General features: G+C 66.2%; 12 protein-coding genes. 7 read left to right on the plus strand and 5 right to left on the minus strand.

Annotation, left to right across the window (positions count from 1 at the left end; all coding sequences use genetic code 11):
- Window positions 1-100: 100 nt before the first annotated feature.
- The 3 genes from J2W22_RS09540 to J2W22_RS09550 form a co-directional block, all read right to left on the minus strand.
- The gene (locus J2W22_RS09540) at window positions 101-1,282 is read right to left on the minus strand and encodes a hypothetical protein (RefSeq protein ID WP_307118044.1); all 1,182 of its coding nucleotides are present in this window, start codon (window positions 1,280-1,282) and stop codon (window positions 101-103) included.
- A gap of 192 nt (window positions 1,283-1,474) precedes the next feature.
- On the minus strand, window positions 1,475-3,799 hold the full coding sequence (gene clpA / locus J2W22_RS09545; RefSeq protein ID WP_307118045.1) for an ATP-dependent Clp protease ATP-binding subunit ClpA: 2,325 nt from the start codon (window positions 3,797-3,799) through the stop codon (window positions 1,475-1,477).
- 224 nt (window positions 3,800-4,023) lie between these two features.
- Window positions 4,024-4,293 (minus strand): DUF1192 domain-containing protein, encoded by a 270-nt coding sequence (locus tag J2W22_RS09550; protein ID WP_373422964.1) that lies wholly within the window; start codon window positions 4,291-4,293, stop codon window positions 4,024-4,026.
- A gap of 4 nt (window positions 4,294-4,297) precedes the next feature.
- Between J2W22_RS09550 and J2W22_RS09555 the strand changes: the two genes are divergently transcribed.
- The gene (locus tag J2W22_RS09555) at window positions 4,298-5,296 is read left to right on the plus strand and encodes an NAD(P)H-quinone oxidoreductase (protein ID WP_307118046.1); all 999 of its coding nucleotides are present in this window, start codon (window positions 4,298-4,300) and stop codon (window positions 5,294-5,296) included.
- Window positions 5,297-5,486: 190 nt separating this feature from the next.
- Here the strand turns inward: J2W22_RS09555 and J2W22_RS09560 are convergent, their stop codons facing one another.
- On the minus strand, window positions 5,487-5,657 hold the full coding sequence (locus tag J2W22_RS09560) for a hypothetical protein (protein ID WP_307119615.1): 171 nt from the start codon (window positions 5,655-5,657) through the stop codon (window positions 5,487-5,489).
- On the opposite strand from J2W22_RS09560, the gene J2W22_RS09565 reads away from it, so the two are divergent.
- From J2W22_RS09565 to J2W22_RS09590, 6 genes are all read left to right on the plus strand, one after another.
- Window positions 5,574-6,137, plus strand: a complete 564-nt coding sequence (locus tag J2W22_RS09565) for a YqiJ family protein (RefSeq protein WP_307119558.1) — start codon at window positions 5,574-5,576, stop codon at window positions 6,135-6,137. The two genes, J2W22_RS09560 and J2W22_RS09565, sit on opposite strands and share 84 nt — an antisense overlap.
- A 37-nt stretch (window positions 6,138-6,174) precedes the next feature.
- Complete coding sequence (locus J2W22_RS09570; protein WP_307118047.1) at window positions 6,175-7,890, plus strand: flotillin family protein; 1,716 nt, start codon at window positions 6,175-6,177, stop codon at window positions 7,888-7,890.
- 35 nt (window positions 7,891-7,925) lie between these two features.
- On the plus strand, window positions 7,926-8,516 hold the full coding sequence (locus J2W22_RS09575) for a hypothetical protein (protein ID WP_307118048.1): 591 nt from the start codon (window positions 7,926-7,928) through the stop codon (window positions 8,514-8,516).
- 92 nt (window positions 8,517-8,608) lie between these two features.
- The gene (locus J2W22_RS09580) at window positions 8,609-9,229 is read left to right on the plus strand and encodes a glutathione S-transferase family protein (RefSeq protein WP_307118049.1); all 621 of its coding nucleotides are present in this window, start codon (window positions 8,609-8,611) and stop codon (window positions 9,227-9,229) included.
- Between the two features lie 142 nt (window positions 9,230-9,371).
- Complete coding sequence (locus J2W22_RS09585; protein WP_307118050.1) at window positions 9,372-10,250, plus strand: UDP-2,3-diacylglucosamine diphosphatase; 879 nt, start codon at window positions 9,372-9,374, stop codon at window positions 10,248-10,250.
- A 20-nt stretch (window positions 10,251-10,270) separates the two neighbouring features.
- The gene (locus J2W22_RS09590; RefSeq protein ID WP_307118051.1) at window positions 10,271-11,293 is read left to right on the plus strand and encodes a glycosyltransferase family 4 protein; all 1,023 of its coding nucleotides are present in this window, start codon (window positions 10,271-10,273) and stop codon (window positions 11,291-11,293) included.
- A gap of 6 nt (window positions 11,294-11,299) precedes the next feature.
- Here J2W22_RS09590 and J2W22_RS09595 read toward each other — a convergent pair whose 3' ends face one another.
- Complete coding sequence (locus tag J2W22_RS09595; protein WP_307118052.1) at window positions 11,300-12,046, minus strand: hypothetical protein; 747 nt, start codon at window positions 12,044-12,046, stop codon at window positions 11,300-11,302.
- Window positions 12,047-12,092 lie beyond the last annotated feature (46 nt).

Genomic DNA, 12,092 nt, shown 5'->3' on the forward strand with positions numbered 1-12,092 from the left:
TAACCGGTCCCGGGCCATGTTTATAAAGCGCGCCAGCGGTTTGCCGGACGAAATGAAGGGGCGGCAGGAACGCCGCCGCCCCTTCGGCACCGGTCCGGGTTCAGCAACCGCTGCCCAGGCCCGCGGCGCGCTTCAGCAGGCCGCCCAGCTTGGGCTTGCAGGGCTTGGGCTTGGGCTGCTCGGGCCGGCCGTCCTCATTGTCGGTCCGGCCGAGCATCGCATCGCCCATGTCGGGCATGCCGGGCATGAAGGTGCCCTGCGCCCGATAGCGGACCTTGGCGGTCCATTTCGGGTGCCAGGCGACCTTCGGATCCTTGGGCCGTTCGGGGAAGGCATAATTCGCCTCCGGACCATAGGCGGTGAGGAAGCCCATCATCATCTCGCCTGCGGCGGCCTTCGCCTCGGCGGGGATGGTGCAGCTGGTCTGGCTGGGCGGCATCACCACCTTCTGCCCGATCAGCCGGTTGACCGTGCCCGGCGAGAGCCAGTTCCACAGGTCGCCGCCGAACTGGCGCGAGGCGGAGGAGGCCCACCAGACGACGTCGCCATTCTTCGCGCGGTCGCCGGCGCCCATCGCCCAGGCATAATAGCCGGTCGCCGCCGGCACCGCGCCCCAGTTGAGCGGGATCGAGCCGTCGCCGGCGCTGCCCGACTTCACCCGCGGCGCCGCCATGAAGTCCTGATTGACCGCGAAGCTGATCTCCGGGCTGTAGTTGCCGGCGATCCGGTGCTGGCCGATCAGCGAGGAATTGCCACGGACCTGCGCGCTCGACTTGCCGTTCGGCCAGTCGCCATAGGTGCGGCTGTTGCCCGGGCGCGGTCCGACCTCGGACGCGATGCTCGCCGAGAACAGGTCGGGCGGCACCTGGCCCTTGGCAAGCTTGGCGAAGTCGATGATCACCGGCTGGCCCGGGCCGGCATGCGCGCCGCAACCCCAGAAGATCAGCAGCCGGCCCTTGGGCCGCTCGAACGGCTGGGTGTCGGTTCCGCCCTTGCTCGCCTCGGGCGTGATCAGCGGCACCGATGCGCCCATGCGCATGCCCTCGGGCAGGAAGTGATCGGCCTTGGGGGCGCCGCCGGTCGCGGGCAGCCGCGAGCCGAGCCGCAGCACCACTTCGCGTCGATCGCCCTGGCCCATCATGCCGGCATGGGTGCCGACGTCCATCACATAGCGCGCCTCGGGCGCGGTATCGTTGCTGGTCTGCGCGACGACCAGGCCGGCGGCGAGCATGCCCGCCAGCGCCGTTCCGGCACCCAGTATCTTCATTCTCTTCGATCGCATTCGGATACTCCCTGGAAGAACCATGGCTGCGACCCGAAGCGAGAGTGCGTTGTTCTAATTGCGCGCATCATAGCGCAGGACGCATCTGCGCGATTGTGCAAATCCGACGAAGCGGGCCGGGCGTCCCCGACGCAAACGAAACGGGCCGGGAGTTTCCTCCCGGCCCGATCGGTTCTGCAAAGGTCAGAAGCCTTACTTGGACGCCTTGGCGGCCTCGGTCTTCTTGCCCTTCTTGGGCTTGGGCGCCGCGGGCGTGATCTGGAAGTTCAGGGCATTGTCCTTGAGCTTCACATTCACTTCGCCGCCATGGACGAGCTTGCCGAACAGCAGTTCCTCGGCGAGCGGCTGCTTGACCTTCTCCTGGATCAGCCGGCCCATCGGGCGCGCGCCATAGAGCTTGTCATAGCCCTTCTCGGTGAGCCACGCCTTGGCGGCCTCGTCGAGCTGGATGTGGACGCCGCGGTCCGCCAGCTGCAGTTCGAGCTGGAGGATGAACTTGTCCACCACCCGGCTGACCACCGCGGTCGGCAGGTAATCGAACGGCACGATCGCATCGAGACGGTTGCGGAATTCCGGGGTGAAGAGCTTCTTCACCGCTTCTTCCTGCACGTCGTCGCGACTGATCTCGCCGAAGCCGATCGACTCGCGGGTCATGTCCGACGCACCGGCATTGGTGGTCATGATCAGGATGACGTTCCTGAAATCGACCGTCTTGCCGTGGTGATCGGTCAGCTTGCCGTTGTCCATCACCTGCAGGAGGATGTTGAACAGGTCCGGATGCGCCTTCTCGATCTCGTCGAGCAGGAGCACCGAGTGCGGCTGCTGGTCGACCGCGTCGGTGAGCAGGCCGCCCTGATCATAGCCGACATAGCCCGGAGGGGCACCGATCAGACGGCTGACCGAGTGACGCTCCATATATTCGGACATGTCGAAGCGCTGGAGCGGGATGCCGAGCAGCTCGGAAAGCTGCTTCGCCACCTCGGTCTTGCCGACGCCGGTCGGGCCCGAGAACAGGTAATTGCCGATCGGCTTGTCCGGATCGCGCAGGCCCGCACGGCTGAGCTTGATCGCCGAGCTGAGCACCTCGATCGCCTTGTCCTGGCCGAACACGACCCGCTTGAGGTCGGTTTCCAGATTGGCCAGCGTCTTGGTGTCGTCGGTCGACACGCTCTTCGGCGGGATGCGCGCCATGGTCGCGATGACCGCCTCGATCTCCTTGACCGTGATCGTCTTCTTCCGCTTCGACGGCGGCACCAGCATCTGCATCGCACCAGCCTCGTCGATCACGTCGATCGCCTTGTCCGGCAGCTTGCGGTCGTTGATGTAGCGCGCGCTCAGCTCCACCGCCGACTTGATCGCGTCGGGGGTGTACTTCAGCTGGTGATGCTCCTCGAACGCCGAGCGCAGACCGGTGATGATCTTGATCGTGTCCTCGACCGTCGGCTCGTTCACGTCGATCTTCTGGAAGCGACGGAGCAGCGCCCGGTCCTTCTCGAAGTGGTTGCGGAACTCCTTGTAGGTGGTCGAGCCGATGCAGCGGATCGAGCCGCCCGACAGCGCCGGCTTGAGCAGGTTCGACGCGTCCATCGCGCCGCCGCTGGTCGCGCCGGCACCGATCACGGTGTGGATCTCGTCGATGAAGAGAACCGCGTGCGGCAGCTTCTCGAGTTCGGTGACGACCTGCTTGAGGCGCTCCTCGAAGTCACCGCGATAACGGGTGCCGGCGAGCAGCGCGCCCATGTCGAGCGAGTAGATCACCGCTTCCTTGAGCACGTCGGGCACCTCGCCCTCGACGATCTTGCGCGCCAGGCCCTCGGCGATGGCGGTCTTGCCAACGCCCGGATCGCCCACATAGAGCGGGTTGTTCTTCGAGCGGCGGCACAGGATCTGGATCGTACGATCGACTTCGGCGGCGCGGCCGATCAGCGGATCGACCTTGCCGGCCTTGGCCTTCTCGTTGAGATCGACGGTGAACTGCTTGAGCGCGCTTTCTCCCTTGCCCGACTTGGGCTCCTGCTTGGCGGCCTTGTCCTCGTCGGCCGCGCCCTTCGGCGTGGTCGATTCGGTGCTGCCGGTGCTGCCCTTGCCGACGCCGTGCGAGATGTAGCTCACCGCGTCGAGGCGGCTCATGTCCTGCTGCTGCAGGAAATAGACGGCATAGCTCTCGCGCTCGCTGAACAGGGCGACGAGCACGTTCGCGCCGGTCACTTCGTCGCGGCCCGAGGACTGGACGTGGAGGATGGCGCGCTGGACGACGCGCTGGAAGCCGCTGGTCGGCGAGGGATCGGTGGCCTGCTCGACCTTCAGCGCCTCGAGCTCGGTGTCGAGATAATGCGCCACGGTATTCTTGAGTTCGCCCAGATCCACGCCGCACGCGCTCATCACCTTGCTGGCATGCTCGTCGTCGACGAGTGCGAGCAGCAGATGCTCGAGGGTGGCATATTCGTGGCGACGCGAGCTTGCTGCTTCGAGAGCCTTGTGCAGCGTCGATTCCAGGGCGGAGGCGAAACTAGGCATTCAGGTACAACTCCTGTGGGCCGGAAAGGATACACGGCCCCTGTCTCCCCTTATGTCGGGAGGCATGGGCCCCGCATCAAGCGCCGCGGCCCCGCACCGGAGTTGAATGGCGGAGACCCGCCTGCTGCCAGGTGCGATATGCCACCCGGCATATCGCAGGCCATGCCGGGGGCATGGCCGGCCTGGCACCAGGAGGGTCTCCCCCATCTCCGGTGCCGTAACGCTCATTTCTTAAATAGAGCGTCTGCGCTTGCGCGGTGATTAATGGACCGTGAAATTTTGCTTCGAGTCCGATCTATCTCGGCCTCGAGCAGGGTGATGCGTTCGGTAAGTTCCTCAACCGAAAGGGGATCGAGGTCCTGGCGTCCGAGCTGGACGACAAGGTCGTCCTTGCGACGCGGAAGATTTTCGTCGGCGTCCATCGGGGCAGCGTTGACCCTGGCAGGGCCGATGTCAATAAGACGCCCGGTTTCTCCTGCGTTCGAAAGCGACATGGCGATGGCTCTCCCGGAAACGATGCTGGCAATCGATCCCGAGGCGCCCGGTGGGCCCGAGGTGCTGGTGCCGGTATCGCGCCCCGTGCCGACGCCCGGCCGGGGCGAGGTGCTGGTGAAGGTCGCCGCCGCCGGGGTGAACCGGCCCGAGGTGATGCAGCGCAAGGGCCAGTATCCGCCGCCGCCCGGCGCGCCCTCGATCCTCGGCATGGAGATCGCCGGCAAGGTCGTCGCGGTGGGCGAGGACGTGCCGCGCGAGATGCTGGGCACGCCGGTCTGCGCGCTGATCGCGGGCGGGGCCTATGCCGAATATGCGGTGGCACCTTATGGCCAGTGCCTGCCGGTGCCGCCGGCGATCACGATGATCGAGGCGGCGGCGATTCCCGAGACTTTGTTCACCGTATGGAGCAACGTGTTCGAGCGCGCTTATGCGACGGAAGGGGAGTGGATCCTCGTCCATGGCGGCACTTCGGGCATCGGCACGATGGCGATCCATCTCGCCAATCTGTTCGGGCTCAAGATCATCGTCACCGCCGGATCCGACGACAAGTGCGAAGCGGCGCGGCGGATCGGCGCGGATCACGCGATCAACTACAAGACCGAGGACTTCGTCGCCCGGGTGATGGAGATCACCGCGGGCAAGGGCGTCAACATCGTGCTCGACATGGTCGGCGGCGACTATGTGCCGCGCAACCTCCAGTGCCTGGCCGAGGAGGGGCGGCACGTCTCGATCGCCGTGCAGCGCGGCATGCAGGCGACGATCCCGATCTTCGAGATCATGCGCAAGCGGCTGGTCCTGACCGGCTCGACGCTCCGCCCGCGCTCGGTGGAGTTCAAGTCGCTCCTCGCCGACGAGCTGCACCGCATCGTCTGGCCGTTCGTGGCCGAGGGCAGGCTCAAGCCGGTGATCGACGCGGTCTTCCCGCTGGCCGATGCGGCGGGTGCGCATGCCAGGATGGAATCGGGCGAGCATGTCGGGAAGATCGTGCTGACGGTGGAATAGGGGATGTCCGGCATCCTTCTCCCTCTCCCCTCCGGGGAGAGGGCTGGGGAGAGGGGCATGACGCCAGCGGCATGCATTCGGCTTCGGATCAGGACACACTGCCCCTCTCCCCGAGGGAGAGAGGGAGAGCAGCTCAGCCCTCTGAACAGATTCCGATTTCGCTAGTGGAACGTATGCCCAGCATTTAGGCTCACCCTTCGAATCGGGGGTGTCCAGGGTGCTTGCGTTCCTTCTCGCAGAGGGGAATTTCGCGTTCGTCGTAGCCGTGGTGCTGATGTTGCTCATCGGCATTGTGCAGGCTGTCGGCGTGGGACATGACGTGGACGGGGATCTTCATGCCGACATGCATGCCGATCTCCATTTCGATTTCCTCTCCTGGCTCGGCGTCGGGCGGCTGCCGCTCTTGATGCTGATCGTGATCTTCCTGGCGATCTTCGGGATCGGCGGGCTCGCGCTCCAGCAGCTGCTGCGCGACTGGACCGGCGCGCCGCTGCCGACGCTCGCCGCGGTGCCGGCGGTCGGCGTCGCCGCGCTGCCGCTGACGGGACTCGCAGCGCGGCTGCTTGCACCGATCCTGCCGCGCGACTTCACCACCGCCGTACCGCTCGAGGTGCTGGTCGGCACCAGCGCGCAGATCGTCACCGGCCGCGCTAGCACCGGCTCGCCGGCCCGCGCCCGGGCCGAGGATCACCACGGCCAGGTCCATTACGTCATGGTCGAGCCCGACAATGACGGCCAGGTCTTCGAGGAAGGCGAGCGCGTGCTGCTCGTCCGCCGCGAAGGCGAGTGCTTCCGCGCGATCTCGCGCGGCGATTTCCATTTACCCCGACTGGATGGCTGAACCGATGAACGCGATCGTGCCCGCAGGAGCCACTTCGATGATCCCGTATCTGATCTATGCCGGCATCGCGCTGTTCGCGCTGCTGATCCTCGGCCTCACGCTGGCGCGGCTCTACAAGCGCGCCTCGAAGGAGATCGGCTTCGTCCGCACCGGCTTCGGCGGCGAGAAGGTGGTGATCAACGGCGGCGCGCTGGTGCTGCCGGTGTTCCATGAGACGATGCCGGTGAACATGAACACCGTGCGCCTCGCGGTGGAGCGCAAGAACATGGACGCGCTGATCACGCTCGACCGGCTGCGGATCGACGTGAAGGCGGAATTCTATGTCCGCGTCCGGCCCGACGCCCAGGCGATCGCGACCGCCGCGCAGACGCTCGGAATGCGCACGATGCACCCCGATGCGCTCAAGGAGCTGGTCGAGGGCAAGTTCGTCGACGCGCTGCGCTCGGTCGCCGCGGGCATGACGATGGCGCAGCTCCACGAGCAGCGTGCCGAGTTCGTCCAGAAGGTGCAGCAAGTCTCGTCGGTCGATCTGGCGATGAACGGCCTCGAGCTGGAGTCGGTGTCGCTCACCGGGCTCGACCAGACGTCGATCGAGCATTTCAATGCCAACAACGCGTTCGACGCCGAGGGCCTGACCAAGCTCACCGAGCAGATCGAGCTGCGCAAGAAGGCGCGCAACGATATCGAGCAGGATACGCGCGTGCAGATCGAGACCAAGAATCTCGAGGCCGCCCGCCAGTCCTTCCTGATCAGCCGCGACAATGAGTTCGCCCGGCTGGAGCAGGAGCGCGAGGTCGAGATGCGCCGTGCCGCGCAGGCGGCGGAGGTCGCGCGCGAGCAGGCGCTGCGCCAGCAGGAAGCGGATCAGGCGCGGATCGAGGCGAAGAAGCTGGTCGACAGCCAGCAAATCGAAGCGGACCGCGCGGTGCAGCAGGCCAAGATCGCCCAGGACCAGGCGCTCGAGCTCGCCCGGCAGGAGCAGCAGATCGCGGTGCAGAACAAGAGCCGCGAGGAAAGCCAGGCCAAGGCCGAGGCGGACAAGGCGCGCGCCGAGGCGGTGGTCGCCGAGGAACGCGTCGGCACCGCGCGCGAGGCCGAGGTCGCCGAGCGCCAGAAGCGGATCGAGCTGATCGACGCCGCCCGCGAGGCGGAGCGCGCCGCGATCGGCATCAAGGTTCAGGCCGATGCCGAGAAGCAGGCGGCGTCCGACCGCGCCGAGGCCGCGCGCCTCCAGGCCGAGGGCGAGGCGGAGGCCGCCAAGCTCAAGGCCGAGGCGGACCGGGTGCGCTTCGAGGTGGAGGCCGCCGGCCAGCGCGCGATCAACGAGGCGGCGAACCTGCTCTCGTCCGAGACCATGTCGCTCCAGACCAAGCTGGCGCTGCTCAAGGTGCTGCCGGAAGTGATCCGCGAGGCGTCCAAGCCGCTCGAGGCGATCGATTCGATCAAGATCGTGCAGGTCGACGGGATCACCGGCCGCGGCGGTGCGGGCGGCGGGGTCGCCAATGACGGTGGCGAGGGGGATCGCAACCTCGCCAACTCGGCGGTGGCGGCGGCTTTGCGCTACCGGGCGCAGGCCCCGGTGATCGACGGGCTGATGCGCGAGCTTGGCTTTGACGGCGGCACGCTGGACGGGCTGGTCGCGGGGGCGGCCGATCTTGGCACCAAGGCCATTCCGGCAGTGCCGGCGCAGGATGGCGACGGCGACGACAAGCCGTCGGGCGCGTCGCCGCGAAAGGCGCGTTCCGGCAGCTAGGGCCGGGCGGCAAGGTCACCTTGGGGGAGGGGCATATGGAAGTTCTGCGGAAGGAGTGGGCGCTCAGCCTGGTGTGCGGCGCGCTCGCGCTGGTGCTGCTCGGTGCGCTGGTATTCTCGGATCGCTACTGGGTGGCTGCCAGCCGCCCGACGGTCGACGAGCTGGCCGAGGTGAAGGTGCCGCCCGAGCTGGGCGACATGATCGCGGCGATCGATGCCTATGGCGTCCACATCCAGCGCGTGCACAGCAAGGCCGAGCAATATATCGCGATCAAGCGCGCCCAATACGGGCTGGGCCAGCCCGCGCCTTCCTATGCCAATATGAGCGCGCCGAAGTTCGGCTATTCGGTGCGCGAGACGACCTTTCTCGGCATGCCCTTCTGGTACGGCACCGAATATGGCCATGTGCTGTTCTTCAGCTCGGACTGGGGCGTGGTCGCAGCGCCGCTCAACCCTGTCGGCCAAGCCGCGCTCGACAAGGCCAATGGCCGCGACCTGCGCGCGACCGGCATGATCCCTTGGTGGAAGCATCTTTGGGGCTGGCTGTTCCTCGCCGGCCTGGCGTTCGCGATCTGGCTCTGGCATCGCCGCACGGTCCGCTGGCGGACGGAGAATGGGTATCTCTGATCATAAGCTCGGCTTATGATTTGTCCGGCCCGTTTTGTTGGACGTCGCGCGGGGCTGCGCCCGAAGGGGGCGTCCGGACAAGGGAGGGACTGATGGCCGCGCTGGTGCTTCACGAATATGCCGCCTCGGGCAATTGCTACAAGATCCGGCTGACCGCCGCGCATCTCGGGCTGGAGCTCGAGCGGCGCGAGTACGACATCATGAAGGGCGAGACGCGCACGCCGGCGTTCCTCTCCCAGGTCAACGCCAATGGCCGGATCCCGACGCTCCAGGTCGGCACCGACGACTTCCTGCCCGAGAGCAATGCCGCCTGCTTCTACCTGGCCGATGGCAGCGACCTGATCCCGCACGACCGGTTCGAGCGGGCGGACATGCTGCGCTGGCTGTTCTGGGAGCAGTACAACCACGAGCCCAATGTCGCGACGCTGCGCTTCTGGGCGAAGTGGGTCGGCTTCGACCATCTGAGCGCGGTCCAGCGCGCCAACCTGCCGGCCAAGCAGGCGGCGGGCGAGGCGGCGCTGGCGCTGATGGACGAGCATCTGGGCAGGCGCGACTGGTTCGTGATCGACCGGCTGACGCTCGCCGACATCGCGCTCTACGCATATACCCATGTCGCCGAGGATGGCGGGTTCAGCCTCCAGCCCTATCTGGCCGTGCGCGCCTGGATCGACCGGGTGGCGGCCCAGCCCGGACATATTCCGATCACTGCATGAAGGATAACCCCCTGATTCGTCAGGGGGAAGCGCCCCATTATGCATATTTCTATGACATCCGCGTGAAGCGGAAACGATTCGAAATGTCACATTACGCGGCCATTTAGCCGAGCCAGGCAAGGGCAGTTGCAGGGCTGGTTAGATGGCCACGATCACGAGGCTTCCGTTCGACGCGCAGCACGTCGCGGACTTTCACGCATCGACTCCGTCGATCCCCGAAAAGGCGGTCACGGAGCGCAAGCGCTACCGCACGGTGTGGATCTCCGACGTCCATCTCGGCACGCGCGGCTGCAATGCCGAGATGCTGATCGACTTCCTCGACCATGTCGATTGCGACCTGATGTACCTGGTCGGCGACATCCTCGACGGCTGGGCGCTCAAGAAGCGCTTCTACTGGCCCGATTCGCACAACGACATCGTCTGGCGCTTCCTCAAGCGCGCCAAGCGCGGCACCGAGATCATCTATATCCCGGGCAACCATGACGAAATGTTCCGCCAGTTCTCGGGCCTGAACTTCGGCGGCGTGCACATCCGCCGCCAGGCGATCCACACCACCGCCGATGGCCGCCGCCTGCTGGTGCTGCACGGCGACGAGTTCGACGCGATCACCATGTCGCACCGCTGGCTCGCCCATCTGGGCGACGCCGCCTACGAGATGATGATGGGCCTCAACCGGCTGGTGAACCGCGTCCGCCGCTGGATGGACCTGCCCTATTGGTCGCTGAGCAAATACGCCAAGGCCAAGGTGAAGAACGCCGTCGAGTTCATCTCGAAGTTCGAAGAGATCGTCGCGCACGAAGCCGGTGCGCGGGGAGTCGACGGCGTGATCGCCGGACACATCCACACTGCGGAGATGCGCAGCATCGAAGGCATCGCCTATTACAATGACGGCGATTGGGTGGAGGGTTGCACCGCGCTCGTGGAGCATTACGACGGTACCATGGAAATACTCCATTGGGCCGAAGAGATGGCGAAGCGCGAAAGCGAAGCAGCGTCCGGGGTCAGACTGGCGGCTGCGTGACGGCAACGGAGGTCGGACCGGTGCGGATAGCTATCGTGACGGACGCCTGGGAGCCCCAGGTGAATGGAGTCGTGCGTACGCTGCAATCGGTGCGCAGCGTGCTCGAGAAACAGGGCCACCTGGTCAAGGTGATCTCGCCCGACCTCTTCTATTCGCTGCCATGCCCGACCTATCCGGAGATCCGGCTGGCGCTTGCCCGCGTCGCCAGCGTCGGCGCGATGCTCGAGGAATTCGGGCCCACTGCGATCCATCTGGCTACCGAGGGGCCGCTCTGCGTCGCCGCGCGGCGCTGGTGCATCCGCAACGAGATGCCCTTCACCACCGCCTATCACACCCAGTTCCCCGACTATGTCTCGGCGCGCTCGGGCGTGCCGGCCGAGTGGATCTGGCGTTACATCAAGTGGTTCCACGCGCCGAGCCAGGCGATCCTGGCTTCGACTCCGTCGATCCGCCAGTCGCTGACCGATCATGGGCTCAGCCATGTGAAGCATTGGGGCAGGGGCGTCGATCTGGCCAATTTCCACCCCGGCATCGCGCCGCATCCGGCGATGCAGGGCCTGGAGGGGCCGGTGCAGCTCTATGTCGGCCGCGTCGCGATCGAGAAGAACATCGAGGCGTTCCTGAAGTCGTCGCATCCGGGCACCAAGGTGGTGGTGGGCGACGGCCCGGCCCGCGCCTCGCTTCAGGCGCGCTTCCCCGAGGCGAAGTTCCTCGGCCCGATGTTCGGACCCGAGCTCGCCAGCGCCTATGCCGCGGCCGATGTCTTCGTCTTCCCGAGCAAGACCGACACGTTCGGACTGGTGATGATCGAGGCGCTGGCCTGTGGCGTGCCGGTCGCCGGCTATCCGGTCACCGGGCCGATCGACGTGCTGACGCCCGAGACCGGCGCTACCGACGAGGACCTGACCAGGGCGATCGGCGCAGCGCTGACCAGGGACCGCACGGCCTGCGCCGCCTATGGCCGCACCTTCACCTGGGAAGCGAGCGCGCGCCAGTTCCTCAACGCGCTCTATCCGCTGTACGGGGACCGGGCTGCGGCCTGAGCCGGGTTACAGCTTTAGTATTTTCCTGATCACCTCGGGTATCTGCGCCCGTCGCTCCGCTACGGTTTTCGCTGCGATCGCGGGGTCGGCAAGTCCGGGCTTGTAGCCGGGAGCCGGTTCGACGTTGAAGGTGCGGCCGAACTGGCCCTTGGGCGTTGGCACCTCTCGCGGCGCGCCGGCCTGAAGTCCGGCGGTCATCTTGGCCATGCCGCCGCGACAGACAGTGGGGTTGTAGCCATCGCGGAGCCGACTGGTGGCTGTACGCGCTTCCATTTCGGTTACGATCTCGAACAGGATCTTGCGCGTCTCGATCGGGAACCTGTCGGCGCCGACAAGAGTGTCTCCCGCGATCTGCCCCAATTGATCCATCTGGTGCGCGGGGGCGCTGGCATCGGCGCAATAGGCGCCGTCGACGGTGATCACGGCATAGGCAATGAGTGCCATCATGCTTGCGCTTTCCAGCATCTGCGTCCGCCCCTGCTCGGACATTTGCGATGCCATGGCGCGAAGGTCGCGGATGTAGAGGAAGGTGATGGCGAGTGGCGCGCCGCGGATCGTCCAGTCCCGTTCCCAGTTCATATTGCGATATAGCGCATCGAGATCTTTGGGCGCCGAGAGCGCCTTGCTGACTCCCGAAAGATCGCCGGCGGCCAACATCGCATCGAGTTGGGCCGCATTTGCCGGCATTGGCGCCGGCTGGTTCTGGATTGAGCCGAGAAAAAGCGCGGTAGCGGCGACAAGGCCCAGCATCATGTTCCCCCGATATTCACCTCGACCTAGCGGATCCTGATCGGCACGG

This window comes from Sphingomonas kyeonggiensis (assembly GCF_030812785.1).
In the GTDB taxonomy this organism is placed as follows: domain Bacteria; phylum Pseudomonadota; class Alphaproteobacteria; order Sphingomonadales; family Sphingomonadaceae; genus Sphingomonas; species Sphingomonas kyeonggiensis_B.

Bases quoted from the DNA above. Each gene is read 5' to 3' on its own strand.
- J2W22_RS09540 (WP_307118044.1), bottom strand. From the start codon at position 1,282: ATGCGATCGAAGAGAATGAAGATACTGGGTGCCGGAACGGCGCTGGCG.
- clpA (WP_307118045.1), bottom strand. From the start codon at position 3,799: ATGCCTAGTTTCGCCTCCGCCCTGGAATCGACGCTGCACAAGGCTCTC.
- J2W22_RS09550 (WP_373422964.1), bottom strand. From the start codon at position 4,293: ATGTCGCTTTCGAACGCAGGAGAAACCGGGCGTCTTATTGACATCGGC.
- J2W22_RS09555 (WP_307118046.1), top strand. From the start codon at position 4,298: ATGGCTCTCCCGGAAACGATGCTGGCAATCGATCCCGAGGCGCCCGGT.
- J2W22_RS09560 (WP_307119615.1), bottom strand. From the start codon at position 5,657: ATGGAGATCGGCATGCATGTCGGCATGAAGATCCCCGTCCACGTCATG.
- J2W22_RS09570 (WP_307118047.1), top strand. From the start codon at position 6,175: ATGATCCCGTATCTGATCTATGCCGGCATCGCGCTGTTCGCGCTGCTG.
- J2W22_RS09575 (WP_307118048.1), top strand. From the start codon at position 7,926: ATGGAAGTTCTGCGGAAGGAGTGGGCGCTCAGCCTGGTGTGCGGCGCG.
- J2W22_RS09580 (WP_307118049.1), top strand. From the start codon at position 8,609: ATGGCCGCGCTGGTGCTTCACGAATATGCCGCCTCGGGCAATTGCTAC.
- J2W22_RS09585 (WP_307118050.1), top strand. From the start codon at position 9,372: ATGGCCACGATCACGAGGCTTCCGTTCGACGCGCAGCACGTCGCGGAC.
- J2W22_RS09595 (WP_307118052.1), bottom strand. From the start codon at position 12,046: ATGATGCTGGGCCTTGTCGCCGCTACCGCGCTTTTTCTCGGCTCAATC.